Annotated in this window: 22 protein-coding genes and 1 pseudogene; 18 read left to right on the forward strand and 5 right to left on the reverse strand. The window is 39.1% G+C overall.

Annotated features, from left to right (window positions below; translation table 11 throughout):
* Window positions 1–7 precede the first annotated feature (7 nt).
* From nirB to K6I41_RS07350, 11 genes are all read left to right on the forward strand, one after another.
* Window positions 8–2,554 (forward strand): nitrite reductase large subunit NirB, encoded by a 2,547-nt coding sequence (nirB, locus tag K6I41_RS07300; RefSeq protein WP_250375518.1) that lies wholly within the window; start codon window positions 8–10, stop codon window positions 2,552–2,554.
* A 12-nt stretch (window positions 2,555–2,566) separates the two neighbouring features.
* Window positions 2,567–4,189: a nitrite reductase small subunit NirD gene (gene nirD / locus K6I41_RS07305; protein WP_250375519.1), complete on the forward strand. Its 1,623-nt coding sequence runs from the start codon at window positions 2,567–2,569 to the stop codon at window positions 4,187–4,189.
* Window positions 4,190–4,207: 18 nt separating this feature from the next.
* Window positions 4,208–6,988 carry a nitrate reductase gene (locus K6I41_RS07310; RefSeq protein ID WP_250375520.1) on the forward strand — a complete coding sequence of 927 codons (2,781 nt, stop codon included), beginning with the start codon at window positions 4,208–4,210 and terminating at the stop codon, window positions 6,986–6,988.
* Window positions 6,985–7,614, forward strand: a complete 630-nt coding sequence (gene mobA, locus K6I41_RS07315) for a molybdenum cofactor guanylyltransferase (RefSeq protein WP_005306337.1) — start codon at window positions 6,985–6,987, stop codon at window positions 7,612–7,614. Before K6I41_RS07310 ends, mobA begins: the two co-directional genes overlap by 4 nt.
* Window positions 7,615–7,762: 148 nt before the next feature.
* Window positions 7,763–10,036 (forward strand): molybdopterin-dependent oxidoreductase, encoded by a 2,274-nt coding sequence (locus K6I41_RS07320; protein ID WP_192836914.1) that lies wholly within the window; start codon window positions 7,763–7,765, stop codon window positions 10,034–10,036.
* 229 nt (window positions 10,037–10,265) lie between these two features.
* Complete coding sequence (gene moaA, locus K6I41_RS07325) at window positions 10,266–11,306, forward strand: GTP 3',8-cyclase MoaA (protein ID WP_250375521.1); 1,041 nt, start codon at window positions 10,266–10,268, stop codon at window positions 11,304–11,306.
* A complete protein-coding gene (locus tag K6I41_RS07330; protein ID WP_068930091.1) occupies window positions 11,307–11,561 on the forward strand; it encodes a MoaD/ThiS family protein in 255 nt (84 codons plus the stop codon). It begins immediately after the preceding gene.
* A 3-nt stretch (window positions 11,562–11,564) separates the two neighbouring features.
* On the forward strand, window positions 11,565–12,050 hold the full coding sequence (locus K6I41_RS07335) for a molybdenum cofactor biosynthesis protein MoaE (protein ID WP_250375522.1): 486 nt from the start codon (window positions 11,565–11,567) through the stop codon (window positions 12,048–12,050).
* A 23-nt stretch (window positions 12,051–12,073) separates the two neighbouring features.
* A complete protein-coding gene (gene moaCB / locus K6I41_RS07340; RefSeq protein ID WP_250375523.1) occupies window positions 12,074–12,997 on the forward strand; it encodes a bifunctional molybdenum cofactor biosynthesis protein MoaC/MoaB in 924 nt (307 codons plus the stop codon).
* Window positions 12,997–14,232 (forward strand): molybdopterin molybdotransferase MoeA, encoded by a 1,236-nt coding sequence (locus tag K6I41_RS07345; protein ID WP_250375524.1) that lies wholly within the window; start codon window positions 12,997–12,999, stop codon window positions 14,230–14,232. The genes moaCB and K6I41_RS07345 overlap by 1 nt, the downstream gene beginning before the upstream one ends.
* 218 nt (window positions 14,233–14,450) lie before the next feature.
* Window positions 14,451–14,933 (forward strand): winged helix-turn-helix transcriptional regulator, encoded by a 483-nt coding sequence (locus K6I41_RS07350; protein WP_004791810.1) that lies wholly within the window; start codon window positions 14,451–14,453, stop codon window positions 14,931–14,933.
* A 16-nt stretch (window positions 14,934–14,949) separates the two neighbouring features.
* Here the strand turns inward: K6I41_RS07350 and K6I41_RS07355 are convergent, their stop codons facing one another.
* Entirely contained in the window at window positions 14,950–16,341 is a 1,392-nt protein-coding gene (locus tag K6I41_RS07355; RefSeq protein WP_250375525.1) for an aminotransferase-like domain-containing protein, read from the reverse strand.
* A 123-nt stretch (window positions 16,342–16,464) separates the two neighbouring features.
* Here K6I41_RS07355 and K6I41_RS07360 point away from each other — a divergent pair, with 123 nt between their 5' ends.
* Window positions 16,465–17,328 (forward strand): DMT family transporter, encoded by an 864-nt coding sequence (locus K6I41_RS07360; RefSeq protein WP_199987676.1) that lies wholly within the window; start codon window positions 16,465–16,467, stop codon window positions 17,326–17,328.
* Window positions 17,329–17,330: 2 nt separating this feature from the next.
* Here K6I41_RS07360 and K6I41_RS07365 read toward each other — a convergent pair whose 3' ends face one another.
* From K6I41_RS07365 to tusD, 4 genes are read right to left on the reverse strand one after another with little or no spacing between them, the layout of a single operon-like run.
* On the reverse strand, window positions 17,331–17,642 hold the full coding sequence (locus tag K6I41_RS07365) for a TusE/DsrC/DsvC family sulfur relay protein (protein WP_009390289.1): 312 nt from the start codon (window positions 17,640–17,642) through the stop codon (window positions 17,331–17,333).
* An 18-nt stretch (window positions 17,643–17,660) separates the two neighbouring features.
* Window positions 17,661–17,945, reverse strand: coding sequence for a DsrH/TusB family sulfur metabolism protein (locus K6I41_RS07370; protein ID WP_198307778.1), 285 nt, complete (start codon window positions 17,943–17,945; stop codon window positions 17,661–17,663).
* A 17-nt stretch (window positions 17,946–17,962) separates the two neighbouring features.
* The gene (locus K6I41_RS07375; protein ID WP_192453986.1) at window positions 17,963–18,313 is read right to left on the reverse strand and encodes a hypothetical protein; all 351 of its coding nucleotides are present in this window, start codon (window positions 18,311–18,313) and stop codon (window positions 17,963–17,965) included.
* A gap of 44 nt (window positions 18,314–18,357) precedes the next feature.
* Window positions 18,358–18,726, reverse strand: a complete 369-nt coding sequence (tusD, locus tag K6I41_RS07380; protein WP_004791822.1) for a sulfurtransferase complex subunit TusD — start codon at window positions 18,724–18,726, stop codon at window positions 18,358–18,360.
* A 65-nt stretch (window positions 18,727–18,791) separates the two neighbouring features.
* Between tusD and galE the strand changes: the two genes are divergently transcribed.
* From galE to K6I41_RS07405, 6 genes and pseudogenes are all read left to right on the forward strand, one after another.
* Window positions 18,792–19,799, forward strand: a complete 1,008-nt coding sequence (gene galE, locus K6I41_RS07385; protein ID WP_250375526.1) for a UDP-glucose 4-epimerase GalE — start codon at window positions 18,792–18,794, stop codon at window positions 19,797–19,799.
* Window positions 19,800–19,915: 116 nt separating this feature from the next.
* Window positions 19,916–21,310 (forward strand): class II fumarate hydratase, encoded by a 1,395-nt coding sequence (gene fumC, locus K6I41_RS07390; protein WP_013197478.1) that lies wholly within the window; start codon window positions 19,916–19,918, stop codon window positions 21,308–21,310.
* A 203-nt stretch (window positions 21,311–21,513) separates the two neighbouring features.
* Window positions 21,514–21,829 (forward strand): annotated as a pseudogene (locus tag K6I41_RS19195) (hypothetical protein).
* A gap of 416 nt (window positions 21,830–22,245) precedes the next feature.
* Window positions 22,246–22,476, forward strand: coding sequence for a hypothetical protein (locus K6I41_RS07395; protein WP_005306296.1), 231 nt, complete (start codon window positions 22,246–22,248; stop codon window positions 22,474–22,476).
* 295 nt (window positions 22,477–22,771) lie between these two features.
* Entirely contained in the window at window positions 22,772–23,323 is a 552-nt protein-coding gene (locus K6I41_RS07400; protein ID WP_151989172.1) for a cysteine hydrolase family protein, read from the forward strand.
* A gap of 323 nt (window positions 23,324–23,646) precedes the next feature.
* Complete coding sequence (locus K6I41_RS07405) at window positions 23,647–24,138, forward strand: hypothetical protein (RefSeq protein ID WP_009390283.1); 492 nt, start codon at window positions 23,647–23,649, stop codon at window positions 24,136–24,138.
* Window positions 24,139–24,261 lie beyond the last annotated feature (123 nt).

Consider the following 24,261-nt stretch of genomic DNA (forward strand, 5'->3'; position numbering starts at 1 on the left):
AAGCACTATGAAATTGGTAATGATTGGTCATGGTATGGTGGGCCACAAATTCATCGAAGCCATTTTAGAAAAAGCAGATGATGAACTAGAAATCACGATTCTCGCGGAAGAACCTCGTATCGCCTATGACCGCGTGCATTTGACAGAATATTTCTCTGGGAAATCGGCAAAAGATTTATCTTTAGCACGTTTTGACTTTGCCGATGCTCATGGCATTGACTTACGTCTTAATACAAAAGCAACTGCAATTGATACAGCTGCGCAAACAGTCACAACCAACCATGGTGATGTGATTAGCTATGACAAATTGGTGTTGGCTACTGGTTCTTATGCATTTGTTCCACCAATTCCGGGTAATGACCGTGAAAACTGTTTTGTCTACCGTACGATTGAAGACTTAGACGCGATTCGTGCAGCGAGTCTTAATGCAAAAACAGGTGTGGTGATTGGTGGTGGTTTGCTCGGTCTTGAAGCAGCGAAAGCTTTACGCGACCTAGAGTTGGAAACACATGTTGTTGAATTTGCTCCGCGTTTAATGGCAGTTCAAATTGATGATTTAGGCGGTAAAGTTTTACGCCGTAAAATCGAAGATCTTGGTGTAAAAGTTCATACACAAAAAGCGACTCAATCTATTGAATGCGGTGACAGCACAACGCATGTGATGAAATTTGCAGATGGTAGCGAGCTTGAAGCAGATGTGATTTTATTCTCTGCGGGGATTCGTCCGCGTGATGAGCTTGCACGTAATAGTGGACTCGCGATTGGTGAGCGTGGCGGTATCGTCATTAATGATTACTGCCAAACTTCAGATCAAAACATTTATGCCATTGGTGAATGTGCGCTTTGGCAAAACAAGATTTATGGTTTGGTTGCACCAGGCTATGACATGGCGCGTATTGCAGCAAAACATATTTCGGATGAGGAATGTAACTGCTTTGCTGGCGCGGACATGAGCACCAAGTTGAAATTGATGGGTGTGGATGTTGCCTCTGTAGGTGATGCGCATGCCATGACCCCGGGTGCATTAAGCTACTTCTATGCAGATGAGCATGCGCTGGTTTATAAAAAGATTGTTGTAAATGCAGATAAAACCAAATTGCTGGGCGCAGTTTTGGTGGGCGATGCGAAAGAGTACAATGACCTTTTACAAATGATGTTAAATGGTCTGGCTTTACCGGAAGTGCCTGAAAGTTTAATCATGCCAGGCTTTGAGCAGTCGGTAGGAAAATCTGGTGGTAGCGGTGTAGATTTGCTGCCGGACAGCGCAACAATCTGTTCGTGTAACAACGTATCAAAAGCAGACATTTGCCAAGCGATTAGTGATGGTTCGACCTCTTTAGGTGCATTAAAGAAATGCACCAAAGCAGCAACTGCATGTGGTGGTTGTGCACCATTAGTGACTCAAGTTTTAAAGTCAGAGTTACAACGTCAAGGTGTGACTGTAAATAACCACATTTGCGAACATTTTCCGTACTCGCGTCAAGAATTACATCACTTGGTTCGTGTCAATGAAATCAAAACTTTTGATGATTTAATTCACCAACATGGCCATGGTTTGGGTTGTGACATCTGTAAACCGACTGCGGCAAACATTTTAGCCTCTTGCTGGAACGATTTCGTACTTGAGCCAAGTCATGCAGGCTTACAAGACAGTAATGACTACTATTTGGGTAATATCCAAAAAGACGGTTCTTACTCGGTTGTACCACGTATGGCTGGTGGTGAAGTGACTCCAGATGGTTTAATCGCGATTGGTCAAATTGCGAAGAAATATAACCTGTACACCAAAATTACTGGTGGTCAACGCGTTGACATGTTCGGTGCGCAAGTTCATGAGCTTCCATTTATTTGGGAAGAGCTAAATGCGGCGGGCTTTGAGTCTGGTCATGCTTACGGTAAATCTTTGCGTACTGTGAAATCTTGTGTGGGTAGCACATGGTGCCGTTACGGGGTAGACAACTCAGTTGGTTTGGCGATTGAGCTTGAAAATCGTTACAAGGGTTTGCGTTCACCACATAAATTAAAAATGGCGGTGTCTGGCTGTACCCGTGAGTGTGCAGAAGCGCAAGGTAAAGATGTGGGTATTATCGCGACTGAAAAAGGTTGGAACCTTTATGTATGTGGTAATGGTGGTATGAAACCACGTCATGCCGAGTTACTTGCATCTGACCTTGATAAAGCAACGCTCATCCGTTACATCGACCGTTTCTATATGTTCTACATTCAAACCGCAGACCGTTTACAACGTACCAGTGTGTGGCGCGACAACATGGAAGGCGGTCTAGACTACCTTAAATCTGTGATCGTTGAGGACTCTCTTGGTTTGGCTGCCGAGCTTGAGCGCCGTATGGAACACATTATTGGCACATATCAAGACGAATGGCGTACTGCGGTAGAAAATCCTGAAGTTCGTAAACGCTTCCAAACCTATATCAACGCAGGTGCAAATGAGCAGGCTGATCCGCACATTCAATTTACAACTGAACGTGGTCAAATCCGTCCATTAACCGAAGCTGAACGTTCAGAAGACCGTATTCCAATGGTTGAAGCATAAAGGAGAACTTATATGAATATTGTACAAGACAAAAATATGCTTCCTGATGATCAGTGGATTGACGTTTGCGCACTCGATGATTTAACCCCAAACACTGGTGCGGGTGCGCTAGTTGGTGGTCAAGCGGTAGCAATCTTCCGTGTGGGGCATGAAAAACGTGTTTACGTGCTGAGCAATAAAGATCCATTTAGCCAAGCGAATGTGATGAGCCGTGGGATTATCGGAGATTTACAAGGTGAGCGTGTTATTGCATCACCAATCTATAAACAACATTTCAGCTTAGCAACAGGGCGTTGTTTAGAGGATAAAGACCAAAAGCTTTCAGTTTATCCGAGCAAAATTGTTGATGGCCGTGTTTGGGTCAATGCAGTACCGCAAAAAACTTATATTACCAATACAGGTGTATCACAAGACAAACTTAAACTGGTGCTAATCGGGAATGGTTTAGCAGGAATGCGTTGCCTCGAAGATTTACTCGATATGGCACCAGACCGTTATGAAGTTACGGTGATTGGTGAAGAACCTTGGGGTAACTATAACCGCATTATGTTATCTCCAGTTTTATCGGGTGAAAAAACCATTGAAGATATTATGTTGCATCCACCAAAGTGGTATGACGATAAAGGCATTAAATTTATTGCAGGCGATAAAGCGGTAAAAATTGATCGCCCTCGTAAAGTGGTTTACACCGGAAAAGGGCAAACTGTTGATTATGATCGTTTGATTTTGGCAACAGGTTCGGCTCCGTTTATTCCACCAGTTCAAGGTGTCAACTTAAAAGGCGTCTTAACTTTCCGTGATATTTATGACGTTAACACCATGATTGAATACTGTGGTTCAAAAACTAATGCAGTCGTGATTGGTGGCGGTTTACTTGGTTTAGAAGCTGCGTATGGTTTAAAACAACGCGGTATGAATGTGACAGTATTGCATTTGATGGACCGTATTATGGAACGTCAACTTGACAGCCGTGCGAGCCAGTTACTGCGTCATAGCATTGATCAAAAAGGTATTAACATTATTACCGATGCTAATACCGAAGCGTTAATTGGTGATGAAAACGGTCATGTGAAGCAAATACGCTTGAAAGATGGCACAGTGTTAGATGCTGACCTTGTGGTGTTCGCTGTAGGTATCCGTCCAAATATTAGCTTGGCGCAAAGTGCTGGTCTACGCTGCAACCGAGGTGTATTGGTGAATGACACCATGCAAACGTTTGACCCAAGTATTTACGCGGTGGGTGAGTGTATTGAACACCGTGGACAGACCTTTGGTTTAGTTGAGCCACTATGGGGCCAAGCTTTTATTTGCGCGACCCATTTGGCTGAACACGGCAGTTTAACTTTTAAAGCACCTACTGTGCCGACTCAGTTAAAAGTCAGTGGTGTCGATGTATTCTCTGCGGGCAATTTTGAGCCGAAAGATGATTATGAAGATATTATCCTGAACGATGAAAAACGCCAGATTTATAAGCGTATTATCATTCAAAGTGATCGGGTAATCGGTGCAGTACTGTTCGGTGATACTGAAGATGGTATGTGGTATGCAGAGTTAATTGCAGACCAAACCCCAGTCTCATCATTTAGAAATAAGCTGCTATTTGGTCGAGATTTTGCATTAAAAAATGCAGGCTAAATAGGGAAAGGAGCAGTTATGAACAGTATTCCAAGCGTTGAAGTCGATAGCTCCGATCATGTTGCAAAAACAATCAAAACAACATGTCCATATTGTGGGGTGGGTTGCGGTGTTAGCGTAAACGTCCAACAAAAACCTCAAGGACCTGTGGTGCAAGTTGAGGGGGATGCTGAGCATCCTTCCAACTTTGGACGCTTATGTATTAAAGGTAGCCGACTCGCGGATACATTGGGATTAGAAACACGTGTTTTACAACCAATGATGGGGCGCAAAGCTGATCGGGTGGTAACGACATGGGATGCGGCAATCAATAAAATTGCTAATAAATTCCAATCTTGTATCGATCAATATGGTCGTGACAGCATTGCATTTTATGTTTCAGGTCAGGTTTTGACTGAAGATTATTATGTGGTGAACAAGTTTGTAAAAGGCTATTTGGGTACTGCAAATATTGACACCAATTCACGACTTTGTATGTCATCTGCGGTTGCGGGCCATAAACGTAGTTTCGGTGAAGATATTGTCCCTGCAAGTTATGAAGATTTTGAACATGCAGATATGGTGGTATTGGTCGGATCTAATACTGCATGGTGCCATCCTGTGCTGTATCAGCGGATTATGCAGGCTAAAAGCCAAAATCCCGATATGTTTGTGGTGGTAATTGACCCACGTTTTACCAGTACTTGTGAGCAAGCGGATTTACATTTACCGATTTTACCGGGCCAAGATGTCGCATTGTTCAATGGCTTATTCCAATATCTATATCAAAATGGTCATGCCGATCAGACCTTTGTGAATGCCTATACTGAAGGTATGCAAGAAGTTTTGGCAAGCAGTCAGCCAGAAACTGATATCGAATATGTGGTAAAGCGTACGGGAATTGCACTCGATAAATTACAGCAGTTTTTTGAAAAATTTGCACAGACTGAAAAAGTAATCACCCTATTTTCAATGGGGGTGAATCAATCAAGTCAGGGCGTAAATAAAGCCAACAGTATTATTAACTGCCACTTACTGACCGGCAAAATTGGAAAGCTTGGTGCTGCACCATTTTCGATGACAGGTCAACCCAATGCGATGGGTGGTCGAGAAGTTGGTGGCTTAGCCAATATGCTGGCAGCGCATATGGACTTAGATAATCCACTACATCAAAAAGTAGTGCAAACCTTTTGGGATAGTCCATTTATTGCGACTCAAGCTGGCTTAAAAGCAGTTGATCTTTTCCGTGCCGTTGAAACTGGAAAAATTAAAGCCATCTGGATTATGGCGACCAATCCAGTCGTGAGTTTGCCAGATGCCGATCAAGTTAAACGTGCATTAGAAAAGTGCGAATTGGTCGTTGTATCAGATATCTGCGCAGATACGGATACTACTGCTTATGCTGATGTTTTGCTTCCCGCTTTAGGTTGGGGCGAAAAAGATGGAACTGTTACTAACTCTGAGCGCCGTATTTCACGTCAACGCGCATTTTTACCTGCACCGGGTGAAGCAAAAGCAGACTGGTGGTCGGTGAGTCAAGTCGCGAAAAAATTAGGCTTTAAAGGTTTTGACTTTAATAGTGCTGTTGATATTTTTAATGAGCATGCAGCGTTATCTGCACAAGACAATACAGACATAAATGCTCGTTCAGAAAGTAATAATTTTCGTTATTTCAATCTAAAAGGTTTAATGGATCTGAGTAATGCTGAGTACGATGCTCTACAACCAGTGCAATGGCCAGTGTGGAATAAAAACCAAGACGCTAAAGCCGTTCAACAACTGTTTGGGAAAGGACAGTTTAGTCATAAAAATGCCAAGGCAAAACTGATCCCAACTGTTGCAATTGATCCAGTACATGCAGTTTCAGAAGACTATCCACTCATTTTAAACACAGGGCGTATTCGTGACCAATGGCACACCATGACGCGTACTGGTTTGTCACCAAATTTGACTAGTCATCGCGCTGAACCATTCTGTGAGATTCATCCGAGTGATGCCTTAAAGTTTGGTGTTCGTGATCAAGGCTTGGTAGAAGTTCGTTCGAAATGGGGTAGTTGTGTACTACGTGTGACCTTCTCATCGGGTGTGCGTCGTGGGCAAATTTTTGCACCAATTCACTGGACTGAACAAGTTGCGTCCGATGCGCGTATTGGTAAAGTTGTTAATCCAGAAGTTGATGCAATTTCAGGTGAACCCGAGTTCAAACATACACCTGTCACCATTCAACAGTTCTATACCACTTGGCAGGGTGTGCTTTATGTACGTGAAGGATACGATTCGTATATCCAAGAATCGCTACAACACTGTGCATGGTGGAACAAGGTCAAAATGTTGAAAACTAACCGTTACGAACTTGCAGACCGTCAAACTTTTCATGACACTCAAAAGAACTTAAAAAGCTTCTTGCCGTTTGCAGATGAAACTTTTGAATGGCTGAGTATTGAAGATATTTCATCACAATTAAGTCATAGCGTTGTTTTGAAAGATGGCATCGTAATTGCAAGTCTATATATTGCACCGCCAGAATTATTGCCAGATCGTGATTGGGTGGCAAGTCTGTTTAAACGCGAGCGTTTAAGTGCGTTACACCGAAAAGCATTACTGGCTGGCATGCCAATGTCTGCTACAAATAATGACGGACCTTTAGTCTGTAGTTGTTTTAAAGTAGGTAAGAACAAAATTATAGATGTAATCAAAACTCAAAATATTACTCATGAAAAACAAGTGACGGCTTGTTTAAAAGCAGGTGGTAATTGTGGTTCATGTTTACCTGAAATCCGTGGCTTGATTAAAGCTTGCCAACAGGAGGTGGAAGTGTGAATAAGGGGTATCCCGTAACTGATCTGGTCATTCTGGCAGGCGGACAAGCCCGCCGTATGAATGGTTTAAATAAGTTGTTACAGCAATTTGATGGTGAAACTCAACTCATTAAAATTCATCAGAAATTAAGATCATCCGTGTCTGAAATTTGGGTGAATAGTCATCGTGATTATTCAATTTATCAAAGTATTGTGCCTGACATTCAATGTTATCAAGACGATGCTTCCGGTTTTTTCGGTCCACTGATGGGAATGAAAAGTGCATGGTCAAATGTAAGCGCAGACTATGTTTTGTTTATTCCTTGTGATGTGACCTATATCCCTACGCAAGTCGTTGCCAAATTACATGGCGCACTTCGGAAAAATAAACAGGCTCAGGCAGCCTATGTTTCAATTAATGGAGATGCCTTATATCCATTTTGCTTATTAAAACGTGAAAGCCTCATTAACATAACGGAGCAAATTGAAAAGCAACGATTAAGTTTGAAAGAGTGCTTTAAGCTTTTGCATGCACAAGTCGCTATATTTCAAAAACAGAATCTTTTTTTTCATAGTATTAATTCATTGGATGAGCTTCAGCAATACAAACAAATCAAAGCATTTAAAGAAATTTTTACAGCAAATTAACTTCGGATATTAGCGGTTTAAAATTTACATTGGTCGAGTGAACCACATTTTTAATCTTTGTGCGGTTGACTATTTATTGTTTAAGTTCTATTTTGGAACTTGATGTTTTTATTCTAGCCAGATGTATAAAAATAAACGGAGCCAGAAAATGATGGATGTAGTGCAGCAAAATAAAACAGATGTGACCGCATGTATTTTATGTTCAAGAAACTGCGGTTTAAGTGTGGAAATTAAAGATAACCAATTTGTTAAAATTAAAGGTAATCCTGAGCATCCATTTTCACAAGGCTACATTTGCCAAAAAGCTGCCAGATTACAGCATTACCAGAAACATGCAGACCGTTTGACTACGCCTTTAAAACGCCAACCAGATGGCTCATTTCAAGAAATTAGTTGGGATGTGGCGATACAAGAAATTGCCGATCAATTGGTTCAGATTAGAGATAATTTTGGCGGAACTGCTTTTGCTTCTGTTGGGGGCGGTGGTCAAGGCAATCATCTCGGTGCAGCGTATGGCCGACAGCTCTTGCTAGCCATGAAAAGTTATTATGCTTATAACTCTCTTGCTCAAGAAAAAACAGGTGATTTCTGGCTCAATGGGCGTTTGTTCGGTAGTCAGGCTTGCCATACCACAGAAGATGTTGAATATGCTGACTATGTACTTTTCATTGGAACAAATCCGTTTCAGGCACATGGTATTCCCAACGCACGAGACACGCTAAAACATATTAAGAAAGATCCGAACCGAACCATGGTGGTGTTCGACCCGCGTGTTACCGAAACGGCAAAACAAGCAGACATTCACGTGCAGCTAAAACCGGGAACTGATGCTTTTTTAATGTCGGCGATGATTGCAATCATTATTAAAGAAAAGCTTTATGATGTAGCGTTTATTGAGCAGCATACACAAGGTTTTGAAGACGTAAAAACAGCATTTAGTCGTGTGCCGATTGAAGACTATATTGCCAAAGCAGATGTTCCAGTCGACTTGATTTTCCAAGTGGTTCGAGATTTTGCCAAAGCTAAAAGAGGCTGTGTGCGGATTGATTTAGGTATTCAACATACTTTAAATACGACATTAAATGGATATTTAGAAAAACTACTGTACTTAGTGACTGGAAACTTTGGAAAGCAAGGTACCAATAATTTGCATACAATGTTTATTCCGATCTTAAGCGATACAGATGAAAGAAAGCCAAAATATCGACGGAGTGTTTATCATAAAATGTTCCCGATTTCGGGATTCTTCCCGCCTAATATTTTACCCGATGAAATCTTAAAAGCAGGGGAAAAGCGAATTCGCGCAGTTTTTGTAGATAGCTGTAACCCGTTATTAACTTATCCTGATACACCTGCTTATGAGGAAGCATTTAAAGCATTAGATTTGTTGGTTGTGGTCGATGTTGCTATGACGGAAACTGCTAGGCTTGCGGACTACATTTTGCCAGCGCATACCCAGTTTGAAAAATGGGAATTTACAGGTTTTAATTTAGAATTTCCTAAAAATGGTTTTCACCTACGTCATCCGGTATTGACCGCTCAAGCGGATACTTTGCCAGAGGCAGAAATTTATACACGATTACTTGAAGCTATGCAGGTGATTCCAAAACGCTTTCCAATTTTAGAAAAAATAGCTTCAGTTGACTCGAAAAAAACAGCCTATTTACCGTACTTGTCGGCATTAGGACTTACTTTTGCACGAAATAAAAAATACATTCCTTTTGCAGCCTCAATTCTCTATCGCACTTTAGGTAAACAGTTAGAAAAATCAGCTGATTCAGTTGCTTTTTTATTACCGCTGTCGATTCAATATGCTGTCTTACATACTAAAGCGGTACGCCGTGCAGGTTACAAAGGTAATCCTTTAACTTTAGGCGTTCGGTTATTTGAACAAATTTTAACGCAACGTTCAGGCGTAGTGTTGTCGCAACACGAATATGACGAAATCTGGAAACTGGTTGCTTATAAAGACAAGAAAATACGTCTTGTTATTCCAGAGATGTTAGCTGAGCTGGCAAATTTAAAAAATCATCAGGTTAATGTTGAAGAATTCCCATTCATACTTTTATCAGGTGAGCGACGTAGCTATAACGCCAATCAAATTTACCGTGATCCAGCTTGGCGAAAAGTAGATGCTGAAGGGGCTTTACGAATTCATCCTGAAGATGCAAAGCACCTAAATGTAGATGCAGGAGGTCAGCTTAAATGTATTTCACAACATGGAGAAATTCAGGTTACTGTAGATTTTGATGAGGGAATGCGAAAAGGGGTAGTTTCACTTCCACATGGTTATGGCATGCGCTTTCAAGGTGGTGAACCCATTGGACCACAATTAAATCGACTGATTTCCGCTGAACATTGTGATCCATTATCTAAAACGCCGTACCATAAATATGTACCCATCCGCTTAGAAAAGTGCTAGAAATAATGTAAGGCAAATAAGAGATTAATGCTGCACCAACTTTATACAGTTTTAAAATTACAGTGAAGTGGTGCAGCCAAAGGTCTATCAAAAAACCGAAGAAGTTATGGATGATAAATAGAACTGGAACAAATTTTGCAATAAAGATCAAAGCACTACTAAGGCGCAATTTTACAAGTTTAATTGCTCTTAATGAGTGCTTGCAATATTTGAACTGTTCTCGATATGAGTGCAAATAATGAAACAATATCACTCTGAAACTGCGCCAATGCTTTTGCAAGACCAATATGGGCGTATCAAGCGAAAGTTACGAATTTCGGTAACTGATCGCTGTAATTTTAAGTGTGTATATTGCATGCCTGAACATCCTGAATGGTTAAATAAACAAGACTTGCTTAGTTTTGAGGCACTCTTTCAGTTTTGTCGTTTTATGGTGCAACAAGGCATTGAAAGCATCCGTATTACAGGCGGCGAACCATTAATGCGTCAAGGCATTGTTCATTTCGTTCGTGATTTACAAGCTTTAAAAGCATTAGGTCTAAAACGCATTTCAATGACTACCAATGGACATTATCTTGCTAAATACGCTAAGCAGTTAAAAGATGCTGGTTTAGATGATTTAAACATTAGTTTAGATAGTCTTGATTCAATTCAATTTAAAGAACTCACCAAGAAAAAATTAGAACCAGTTCTTGAGGGTATTCAAGCTGCGAAAGATGCAGGACTACCCTTTAAAATTAACTGCGTGTTAATGAAAGATAAAAATGACGATCAAATCTTACCCATGGTAAGGTGGTCAATCGCCAATCATATTTCGCTACGTTTTATTGAGTTTATGCCGCTTGATGGTGATGCACTCTGGTCAAATAAAGATGTGGTGAGTGAAGCTGAAATTTTACAGGCATTGCAACCGTATTATTCGGTACAAGTCATTGAGCAACAACATGAGCCAGCACGTCAATATCTGCTTAACAATAGCTACGCTCTAGGCATCATTTCTACCATTACTCATTCATTTTGCCACCAATGTGACCGCATACGACTTACCGCAAAAGGTGAGCTATATAACTGTCTCTTTGCCCAGCAGGGTTTAAATATTAAGCCGCAGCTTCAAGCACTATTACGCGCACAGAACTCAACCGATCATGTGCTGCATAGTCAGCACTTAAAAGATCAAGTTATGCCGTATATCTGGAATAAAGCCAAAGGCTTTCATGCTTTACAACATCAACACACCCGTAAAATCAGTATGCATATGCTTGGGGGATAAATGCAGCAATCTATCCAAATTAAAATCGAATCATTTGGTGCAATTGAAAAATTGCTTCCACAAAATCTTTCGTTAGTTTTCCCCACCGATATTTTAGTTAAAGATGTCTTAAATGAAATTGTTTCGTTGCATCCGGAATGTACACAGGCCATGGAAAAATGTGCATGCGCTATTGGCGATAATGTCATAACAAGGCAATCTGCCTTAAATCAGCCATGTACTTTGGTTTTATTATCACCAGTTGCAGGAGGATGAGCCATGCGCGATTTTGCACGTATACAAGAACAGGCTTTAAGCCTTGATACTTTTGATCCGATTGAATCATTTCCTGAATGCGGTGGAATTGATATTTTTATGGGTACAGTTCGTAACCATCATGAAGGTAAAGCTGTTAAAGCACTGAAATATACCTCGTATAAACCGCTTTCTGAAAAAATGATACGTGAAATTGAACTAGAAATTGAGAAAAAGTATCAGGTATCTTATGTGCGAGTGGTTCATCGGATTGGATATCTAGAAGTGGGCGAAACAGCAATCATTGCAATTGCTTATGCAGCCCATCGCCGTGAAGCTTTTCAAGCATGTGAAGAAGCGGTTGAGCGAGTAAAGCATGAAGTGCCTGTGTTTAAAGAAGAGTTCTTTACAGATGGTACAAGTCACTATGTAGAAGGCTGCTGTATTCGTAAGGATGCACCGCAAGAACACAAGCATCACCATCATGCCGGCCATGAACACTCACACTGAAATAAGCAAGACTAGGATAAATAATGAAAAACGTAGGAATGAAGCCGGAAAGTTATCGTGTTGCCGAAGCACAAGCAATTTTATATGCACCACCGCACTGTATTGAATTATTAAGACAAGGAAATACTGAAAAAGGGGATGCATTAAAAACCGCACGTGTTGCAGGAATTTTGGCAGCAAAACGAACTGATGAGCTGATTCCTTTGTGTCATCCACTGCCGATTTATCGTGCAGATGTTGAATATGAATTAGAACATGATTTTGTAAAGATTATTACCGTGGTTGAAACCATTGGTCCGACTGGCGTAGAAATGGAAGCCTTAACGGCTGCAAGTCTTGCAGGCTTAACCATTTACGACATGTTAAAGCCACATTGTGAACCAGAAGAGCTCTGGATAGATCAATGTAAACTGCTTAAGAAAAAAGGTGGAAAATCACACTTTAAGCGCGTTCTTCGTCAGCCTGTTTCGGCTGCTGTTATTGTCTTATCCGATACCGTCGCAGCGGGCAGAAAGCCCGATACTGCCGGAAAATCTGTGGTTGAAACTTTAACCGAGGCAGGATTTGATCCGATTCACTACCAGATTTTGCCAGATGAAGCAGATACTTTAAAAAACTTAGTGCTTGAGCTGAGCAAATCATATGCTTGCATTATGACCGTCGGCGGTACTGGAATTGGTAAGCGTGATATTACGGTTGATACGCTAGAGCCACTTCTTGAGCGTAAGCTAGATGGCTTAATGGAAGCTGCGCGTTCATTTGGACAAAAACGTACGCCATATGCTGCAATGTCGCGTGGAGTAGCTGGTTTTATTGATCGGTCTTTAGTGGTGACTTTACCAGGAAGCCGTGGTGGAGCAAGCGAATCAATGGCTGCTATTTTACCTGCCTTAGTCCATATTTTTGATGTTTGCCGTGATTTACCACATCCAGGAGGCTATGAATAATGTCAGGTTGTGGCGCAGAACGTGGGTTGATTAGCGTAGATGAAGCAATTGAGCTGATTAGTAACCGACCTAAAAAATTAGGCTCAATTCAGCAAACTCTTCAAAATAGCCTAAGTAGATATCTTGCTAAGGAAATTTATTCAGAAATTAATTTGCCAAGTTTCTCTCAAAGTGCTGTAGATGGTTACGCACTTTGTAGCCACGCAGAAGATTTAAATAATCAAAAGTTTCAGATTACTGGCGAGATTCGCGCTGGAAGCGAAAGTCATGACATTCTGAGTGAAGGACAGGCAATTCGTATATTTACTGGCGGCAAAATTCCTGAAGGCACAACGCATGTTGCTAGACAGGAAATAGTAGAGGTCGTTTCAGCACAAGAAATTTCGCTAACTGAACATATTCGCCCTCAAGCTGATATCCGTTTTACGGGCGAAGAGATCAAAAATGGACAGTTGCTTGCACAAGTTGGACAGTTCTTAAATATTGGAAGCTTGGCTGCCTTAAGTATGGCGGGTGTACAAACGGTTGACGTTTACCGTGCACCGAAAGTCGTTGTTTTAGTCACGGGTGATGAAGTTGCCGAAAAAGCAGAAGATCTTGCAGAAGGCAAAATCTTTGATGCAAATGGTCCATTACTAAAAGCTTGGTTTGAAGATTACGGCCTAGAGGTTGAACTCATTCATGTGGCAGATGAAGCGGCGCAAGTCACGCATTACTTTAATGAGTTAAAAGATAGCTATGATGTCATCATAACCACAGGTGGAGTGTCAGTAGGTGATTATGACTTCGTTCGACCATGCGCTTTTGAGACTGGCTTTGAACAGATCTTTTGGAAAGTAAAACAAAAGCCAGGTAAGCCACTTTTTTTTGCTGAATATTCTCACACGGAAAAAGATCATCGTTGTTATTTGCTCGGGTTACCGGGTAATCCGGCTGCGGTCTATGTATCAATGCAAGTTTACGGTAAAGCATTGCTCGACACTTTGCAGGGAAACTCAGCAGAGCCAGAATGGTTTAGTGCAATTTTAGATCATGATTTAAAAGAAGATGCGCGTGAACGTTTTCTAAGAATGCATGCTTATTTTGACAATGGACAACTTAAAGTTAAAAGTCTGGCAAAACAACAATCACACATGCTTAGTAATTTAATGCAGGCCAATTGTCTGGTGCGAATTCCAGCAAGTGTGAAACTAGAAGCAGGTCATATTTTGAAGGGTGTATTCATCTCAAATTAATGATGAGTAATAATAGATATAACTCACTATACAATTGGGTGAGTTATATCTGTTAAGCAAATTTATATAATAGCTTTCTATTTTTTTATAATAAAAAATTCTTTTATAAAGTTGATAAGAAGTTATTTTTATAATGAATCTTGCATAACTCGTGGTAAGTGGTTTAGGGTATAAACAATAGGGCCATTAGGCTAGGAAATATCGAGGAACGCATAAAGATGAAATGGGATGACATCGGTGATCAACCTTGTTCGGTTGCTCGTATGCTATCAGTGATTGGCGATCGATGGACGATGCTAATATTACGTAATGCTTTTATGGGAATACGCCGTTTTGACGATTTTCAAAAATCATTAGGCGTAACTCGTCATGTCCTTTCAGATCGTTTAAAGCGTTTGGTTGAATATGAAATTTTAGCCAAAGCTCCTTATTTTGATCGTCAAGAACGCTTTGAATATCGCCTCACTGATAAAGGTTTTGAACTTTATCCAATTATTTTATCTATGGCGAATTGGGCAGATAAATGGATGGATCAAGGTTTAGGTAAACCTTTAGAGTATCGTCATAAAACTTGTGGTCATAAGTTCGAACCAGTCATGGTATGTTCGGTTTGCCATGAACCTTTACATGCCAAACAAGTGCAAGTTTCAGCTGGGCCAGGTTATTTTGCATATATAGAACAAAAACAGAAACAAGCTTAATTTACCCTGCTATAAATTATGAAGACTCTTGTTGAATGGCATCAGCTAGAGTCTTATAAATGTGGTCATGATTTGACTGTGTTACATTAAAACGTATGAATTGACCAGCATTGGGAGCTTGGCTAAATGCATTTCCTGGTGCGAGAATAACTTGATGGTTAATACAATATTTTGCAATTTTTGAAGCTTCAACACCCTCTGGCAAATGACACCAAACAAAAATTCCCGCTTGAGGCTTAATCCATGGCTTTATGCCTAAAGGTTCTAGTTTGGTAATGGTATCGTGCATCGCTTTTGCTAAACGAACTTTTAATAATTCTATATGTTTACGGTAAGATCCATCAGTTAAAGCACTTAATAAAACTTCTGCAGACACGCCATTGTGAGAAAAGCTTGTGGCAATTTTTAGGTCAGTGAGCTGATCAATCCATTCTGGTTTTGCAATGATATAACCACAGCGAATAGATGCTGATAACGTTTTAGAAAAACTTCCAATAAAAATTACACGTGACAGATTATCCAAAGCCGCAAGCCGAGGAGCAGCGTTATATTCAAAATCTGAAAAAATATCATCTTCAACGACAATCAAATTGGATTGTTCAATAAGTTTTAATAGTTGATGTGCTGTATAAAGAGACAGCGTCGCACCAGTTGGATTGTGAATTCCTGAGTTGGTGATATAAAGACGTGGATTGTAAGTCTCAATTGCTTCTTTAAATGCCTCTAAGTCAGGGCCTGTTGGTGTGTAGGGAATACCAATAACTTTGACTTGATGAACTTTAAGTAATGCATGAAAGTTGAAATAACAAGGATCATCAATCAAAACAACATCATCGGGCTTTAATAAAAATCGGCAAACCAAATCAATCGCTTGAGTTCCTGAATCAGTTAAAAGTACCTGATTAAGATTCGCCTCTATACCTTTTGCTTGAGCACGTCTTGCCAGTAAATCACGTAGAGCTGGTAATCCCAATGGTGTTGAATAACCCATTAAACAATCATCAGGGCTTTTCGCGGCCGTCCTTAAAGCTTTACGAATACTGTCTAATGGCATCCAGTCATCAGGTAGCCAACCGCAACCAGGCTTAAAAACATCTGCTTTCGCTTCCAGAGATTGACGTGAAATCCATAATGGATCAACTGAACGATCTAATTTAGGGCCTAATTCACTTAAAGCTAAAGGTGCGAGCGGACCAACAATATAAAAACCAGATCCAGTTCTTGATTCGATTTTGCCTAAAGCAATTAATCTTTCATACGCCTCTACAACAGTGGATACTGAAAATCCCAGATCATTTGCTAATTTACGAACAGAAGGCAAGCGTGCTCCCGGCAATAAAGATCGATTTTTTATTTGTTGCTCAATTTCTGAAATGACAATTTCAATTTTTGTTTTGCTCTGATTCACGCGCTTAAAATCCCAACTGTATTGGTTGTTAATACATAACAGTTCTTTTAAATTGTACTGCTTTGTATCTGGTTTAATCACCCTAGCACAGCTTAAATTCTTCGTATAGTGACGGAGAAAATTATGAATAGGTTTATGAATGGCTGGGTGAATGGTTTTATTGGCGTGGCTATTTTTGCGGGGTCACTACCAGCGACACGTGTAGCGGTAATGGGGTTTGAACCGGGCTTTCTAACCGCAGCACGAGCTGCGATAGCAGGTATTTTGGGGCTTATTCTTATATTGGTTTTAAAACAAAAGAAACCAGCCAAACAAGATTGGTGGCCTCTTGCTATTGTTGCTTTAGGAGTGGTGATTGGTTTTCCGTTGTTTACAGCACTTGCTTTGCAATACATGAATGCAGCGCATTCAATTGTCTTTGTTAGTCTTTTGCCGCTTGCAACAGCAATATTTGCTGTACTCAGAGGCGGAGAAAAGCCGAATCATTTTTTCTGGATATTTGCAGTATTGGGGAGTGCGGTTGTTTTTGCCTATATGTTCTTCCTTTCTGGTGATACATCACTTGGAATAGGGGACTTTTATATGTTGATGGCAATTATTTTTTGTGGCTTTGGCTATGCAGAAGGCGGTGTACTTTCAAGAAAAATAGGCGGGTGGCAAGTCATTTGTTGGGCACTGATTTTGTCTTTACCTTTTATGCTGTTGCTTACTATTTTCTATATGCCAGCTTCATTTCAGAGTGTGTCTACATCAGCTCTAGTCGGTCTTATTTATGTGTCTTTGTTTAGTATGTTAATAGGCTTTTTCTTTTGGTACAAAGGCCTTGCACAAGGCGGTATTGCTGCCATAAGTCAACTACAACTTTTACAGCCTTTAATGGGGCTAGGTATTGCAGCGGCTTTATTGCATGAACATGTGAGCTGGTCAATGTTAGTGGTCACAGCAGCAACTATTTTATGTGTCGCTGCTGCCAAAAAGTTTACTTAACTTTATAAACAATTTGCTGGTTTAGGAACACCCGCCAAACGGCTTAAATGGCGGGCAACTAAACCAGTATTAAATTGTTGCTGTAAAACAGCATTATTAATCTCTGGACTTACCGTTTTCATTAAAAACTTAATGAGAGGACGAGTTGCAGGAGAGTGCCCAAACTGTTGATAAAATTGACGTACAGCAGTTAAAACTTCGAAATGCCACTCGGTGAGTTCAATATCAAGTGACTTGGCAAGCTCTTGTGCAACTTCAGGATTCCAGATTGTATAATCAACCAAATGACCATCTTGGTCTAATTCTAAATTCATGAAACCAGCCTAAATATATTATTTAAAAGAAATACAACGATTAAATGTTAAAACAAGATCTGCAAATTGATCATAGTCCAATACATTTATCTGAGTTAAAGTATCCGTATCGATTAAATCTTTTTCGATGCTTAAGCATGAAACACTTTCAAACTGTTGAATCATTTCAGCTGAAAGTCGTACAACAGAATCACCCATAAAAATAATCTGGTCCCCTTTCTGATAAAGGTTCCCTAATTCATCAATAACATTCGGTGTATTGTGATAAGTAGATTGCACGAGATAAAGTGTTGATGGATTCATTAAAATTACACCTTCATCTACCAATATAAGACATGGTCAAAAGACTGAATGAACTCATTATTTAAATGAATGAATTCGAGCTCTTGTTCTGTTTGCTGAACAAAAGGATTTTGCTGATTTTTACTTTCGATCAGAATTGGGCTTAAGTCATAAAATTCAAAGCTTTCGACCATATTTGATGCGACTTTGAAAGCATGATGAAGTTGGCTAAAGCCTAAGTCATTTTGTAAAAGGCTAAGCGCAGCATCTTTCAATAATACTTTGACTGGTGAGCCAAAGGTTGCTAAAACCATAGTAGCGGAAAGGCTTTCATTGATTTGCAGACTGGTTAAGTTGGCTTGGCTTAAAATGACGAGTACAGATTTCACACAATATACCTTTTAAAAGCAACAATCTAAGCAAACAAAGTAACTTAAAATTGAATAAGACGAGATGCTGACTGTACCGCATCAGCAAGTTCACCTAACCCGACCAGTTGAAAGTCTTTGGCAAGGTTGTGATGAGTAAGGTGATGGCGACTGGCATTTTCTGCATCGGTAATACCACGAGCGAGGGCAGCACTCACACATACAGGAAGTCGAATCGCAAGCTTTTGCCATTCATGCGTTAAATTACGCTGGTCGTCAGGAACCCATTGAAAATCATTAGCAACCTGCACGCCATCTTGGTAAAAGAATACACGAAAGTCTTCATTTTTACTTTTGAGTGCCTGAGCAAGTCCTAAAGCATGCCAAGCATGAATGGAAGTAGGAGCAGAGGTAATTAGTAGTAATGTACTCATTGAGAATTCACTATGGTCATACGTCTAAATGGGCGTAGATGCATTAAGAGAAAGGTAAGTATACAATGATTTTAGTGACAGGTGGTTTAGGCTTTATCGGTTCACACATTGCGTTGAGTCTCATGGCTCAGGGTCAAGAAGTGGTAATTGTCGATAATTTGGCTAATTCAACCTTGCAAACGCTGGAACGCCTAGAGTTTATTTCAGGCATGTACGTTCCATTTGTTAAACTTGATGTACGTAATACACCCGCATTGAATAAGGTCTTCGAGCAATATTCAATTGATGCAGTTATTCACACTGCTGGGTTTAAATCAATTGAAGAATCTAATCTTAAACCTCTTGAATATTATAATGATAATGTAAGTTGCATCATGAGTTTACTACGTGCCATGCAACGCACAGGTGTTCGTCACTTTATTCATTTGTCTAGCCTTGCAGCATATGGAAAATCTGGTCTGCAATTAAGCGAAACAGACGAATTCAATTATGCTTATCCTAATCCCTATATTAAGTCTCAACAGATGATTGAAGAAATTATCCGTGATACTTATAAAATTGATCATGAGTGGAAAATTGCGATCTTGCGCTTATCTAATATCGTAGGTGCATTTGAACATGGGGTGCTCGGAGAGTATGTTGCTCAGCTCCCTAAAAATATTGTACCGCTTGCCATGCAAGTTGCAGCAATGCAACGTGATTTGATTGAATTACAAGATCAAGCTGAAACATCAGATCATACGACTGAACGCAGTTTTCTACACGTTTTAGATGTGTGTGAAGCTCTAACTGCCAGCTTACATTGGCTACGTGATCAAACACATTGTTGTGAAGCATTTAATATTGCCCATGACCAAGTTCACTCTGTGCGTCAATTACTAGATGAAATTTCACAGGTAACTCAATCTGAAATTCCGAATCAACCTGCGATTTACAAACATGTTGAATTAAGTCAGGTTGCGGCAGACATAACGAAAGCAAAAACATTATTGAATTGGACACCTAAACGTCCGTTAAAACAAATGATTGAAGATGAATGGCGTTTTTATCAAAATACATTAAATGGAAGATAAGATAATGATTCTTATTTACAATAATGGAATGCTTGAGTACGATACTAAAAATTAACTAGCCAGAGCAAATAATTGCTTCAGCCCGTAAGTTCTTTAACCAGACAACTGAGGTTTCTATGCAAACACGAATTGAACATGACACTATGGGTGAGATTGAAGTTCCAAATGAAGCATTGTGGGGGGCACAGACTCAACGCAGCTTACAGAACTTTAAAATCGGGCAAGAACGATTACCCCGTGCCATGATTCGAGCAATGGGGCTGGTGAAAAAGGCTGCTGCAATAACTAATGCTGAACTTGAACAGTTACCGCAAGATTTGAGCCAATATATTGTGGTTGCGGCTGAAGAAGTCATTGATGGTAAATGGGATTCACAGTTTCCTTTAGTGGTCTGGCAGACGGGTTCAGGTACGCAAAGTAACATGAACTGCAATGAAGTGATTGCCAATATTGCCAACCAAAAATTAGGCCAAGTGTTGGGTGCGCAAAAACCTGTACATCCAAATGATCATGTCAACCGTGCTCAATCAACGAACGATTCATTTCCAACCGCTATTCACGTAGCAGCAAGTTTGCAAATTAATGAATTGCTTATTCCTGCAGTAGAACAGCTTAAAGCGACTTTGCAAAAAAAATCAGATGAGTTTCAGTCTATTGTTAAAATTGGTCGTACCCATTTACAAGATGCAACTCCATTAACACTAGGTCAAGAATTTAGTGGCTATGTGTCTCAGCTTGAGCATGGATTAGTTCGTTTGCAACAGGCATTGACAGGTTTATATGAATTACCATTGGGTGGTACTGCGGTAGGTACAGGGTTAAATGCACATCCTGACTATGCAGTGAAAGCAGCTGCTCAACTTGCTTTGCTTACAGGTTTACCATTTGTGACTGCTCCAAACAAATTTGAAGCGCTTGCAGGGCGTGACGCTGCTGTTTTTGCTTCTGGTGCATTAAAAACGCTTGCAGTTAGTTTAAATAAAATTGCGAATGATATTCGTTGGTTGGCCAGTGGTCCACGTTGTGGTTTCGGTGAAATCCGTATCCCAGAAAATGAACCTGGCTCAAGCATTATGCCAGGTAAAGTAAACCCAACACAAAGTGAAGCAATGACTATGGTTGTTGCGCAAGTGCTTGGAAATGATACGACCATTAATGTGGCTGGTGCTTCAGGTAACTTTGAATTAAACGTATTTATGCCTGTGATTGCTTATAACTTATTGCAGTCTATTCAATTGCTGGGTGATGCTTGTAATAGTTTTAATGATCACTGTGCGGTAGGAATTGAACCTAATCAGGATAAAATTGATCACTTCTTACATAACTCTCTTATGTTAGTCACTGCTTTAAACCCAGTGATTGGTTATGAAAATTCTGCAAAAGTTGCCAAGACTGCCTATAAGGAAAATAAAACTTTGAAGCAGGTTGCTGTTGAGCTTGGTTTAGTTACAGCAGAGCAATTTGATGAAGTGGTTAAACCTGAAAAAATGGTTTCACCAAATAGTAAATAATCTCTCCTAATGGGCTTTTTTATTCTTAAATACTTCTGTAATATCCGCGAGTTGCTAAGTACAACAAAAGTCCTGAATGATCAGCGCAAAAAATCATAAGGGGAAGGCCTGCTTGAAAAAGTAGGCTTTTTTTATACCTTGAAATATAAATGTCATATCTAGACTTTATTTTTGCTACGTTATTTTATTTTAAGTTCAAATAAATGAAAAAGATTAAATCAATAACTGTTTTAGCAGTAATAGCTTGTACCTTGCCGGGTTGTTTACAAATGTTTCCACCTACTGTAGCTGAGGTGAATCCTGGGGTTTCAACTTCATGCTCAAAGTAATGCATTTGGTTCAAGAGAAGCCTTGAGGGCAAAGTTAATCAGTAAAGCAGAAGAAATATGTAAAGATAAGGGTTTTGATGAGTTGGATAGCAATAACAAAATCGTAAATCATCATACTGTTTATAATTCAGGAATGCTTATTCCAGTGAATACCAAAGCAGCTGTTTTGAAAGTTAAGTGTAAAGATTAATTTAAATAGTAGTGAACTCCATTCGAGAGTTAATTTTGTTAGACATATGACAGTACAAGAAACCCGACTAACTATCGACTAATGGCGGGGTTTTTTATTATTAAGTATTTCTGTAATATCTGTATATAAGTTTAGCGCTGACTGATTGGTGTTAGAAATCAAAAGAAGGGGTAGGTTTTTTTAACTAGCATAAATTTATATGTTTTTTGGTTTTAAATATTTGAATTATTTTATTTTTAATTCGATTTATATTGATGGAGTTTAGGTGTTATCAAATTGGAAAATGACTGTATGCATCTTTCCAATTATAGTTTTAAGCAACTTTTTAGTTAGGCTTATTTTTGGGTGAAAAGAGGAAGCAGCCTTTTTTATTAATTAAGAAAAAACATAATTTTTTAGATGGAATTTAAATATTGATGTACACAATTAGATATGTTCATCGGAACAACACTTACTATATCGCTTCGAATATCGAAGGAAATTTTATTATTCTTGAATCAATGGATTCAGAATTTCGTATGGGTCATCAAATTTCTTATGACGGTGAGAAGGTATTTAACCTTACTTTGAATGATGAAACTGATGCAGTCATTAAATTAGAGAGTAATGAAAAAACAGCATACGAATACTTACTTTCAGTTAAATAAATTAGTTTTTATGATGAATTATTTCTTTAAGAACTAGGTATGCTTAAAAGATATTTCATACAATAAAAAGTTTTATTTTTATTGAAAAAGCTATGGTATGGTTATTTAAGCTTTAATTTTTGGGCAGTTAAAACAAATGAACTGTTTATTGAATAAAATCACTACCACCACCACGACCTTTAAAGAAGGCTGTGTGTGATTTTTATTAAAGTGTCTTAATAAGATAACTAAACCCAGCCAATAATGGCTGGGTTAATTTTTCTCTGTTCATTATTGGTTTTTACAGAGAGAAATGATGGAAAAACTCAATAGCAATTCAAAATCGGCTTTACTGGTTATTGATATGCAAAATGGCCTATTTAACGGCCAGTCTAAGCCACATAATGCTCAACTCGTACTTTCAAATATTCTTAGTCTTATTGAATATTGCCGTTTAAATGATAGACCAATTATCTTTATTCGGCATGTTGGTGAGAAAGGCACCCCATTAGATCCGAGTGGACCGAATACTCAGTTAATCACAGAGTTAGCTCTTAATCTAGATAAAGATACGGTCATTGAAAAAAAGTATCCTAGTGGCTTTAAAAATACTGTTTTAAAAGAAGTGTTAGAGAAGCTTGATGTTGATGAAATCATCATTACTGGAATGAAAACCGAGTATTGTATTGATACTACTGTTAGGGCTGCTTCTGAGTATGGATATAAATTGATATTAATTTCAGATGCACATACAACAACTGATTCAGTAACTTTAAATGCTCAGCAAGCAATTGATCATCATAACCAAATTTTAAGTAATGCTTTTGCTAAGTTAAAAACGACAGAAGAGTTCATTTCTCAAATTTAATTTAGAAATGAACCGACAACTTTATTCAAAAAGTCTTATTAGCTGTATCACTAAAACATAAGAAAATCTTTTGATGACTAGTGGTTGCTCTGTTTTTAGCGGTAGCAAGAATTGAACTTGTATCAACAAAGAGCTCTTTTCGGAGGGCTTTTTATCAAGAGGGTATAAGTTTCACTAATTAATGGCGAATTAGCGTTGAATAAGCTGTCATAATTGTTAAAATGCCCACCTTGTCCTGTTTTTATATTGTTTTTGTTTTGCATTTATTTTGCAAGATTGAAGATAAAGTAATTGAAAACAGAAGCTTAGCTAAGGATTTTTGAATGCTCTCTATTTATTTAACAGATACCCAACAACATGTGCAATTTAATGATTATCCCGGTGATCAGCCTGTTAAGTTTCTGTTAAATCTTAAAAAGATTTTCCCAAGTACAGGTGACCTGTTATTGCCAGTTTTACCTGATGATAATGATTTAGAAAATGTAACATGGGAATCAACTTCAGAAGATTTTGATGTCTTTAAAAAGCTCTTGGCTGGATGGGGTGTTATTGAACTCCGTTTAAATGCAATTACGGCTTATAAAGATAAAAACTTTGCGAATGAGTTAGTGAAACAAGCTCAAGCGAAACGTAAGAAAACAGCACAAAAAAATCATCAGCTCTCTTTGGTTGCACTTGATTATATTTTTATGCACGAAGTTCACGCATTGATTGATGCGGAATTGGTCACTATTGGTGAGAAATTTTATTTACCAACCTTGCGTGAGCAATGGAAGGGTATAGTTTCAGACCCAGTGCTCAATGGAAAATTCTAATTAAACACAAAAGGTGAATTTACGAAAATTCACCTTTTTTATTTTTATAATTAAATTAATGATTTATAACTTGGTAATTGCTGGTACAAAAGTTTACAAGAAAAGAATGCGTTTTTTCTAAAG

Origin of the sequence: Acinetobacter sp. AS23 (assembly GCF_023612055.1) — a bacterium.
GTDB lineage: Bacteria > Pseudomonadota > Gammaproteobacteria > Pseudomonadales > Moraxellaceae > Acinetobacter > Acinetobacter oleivorans.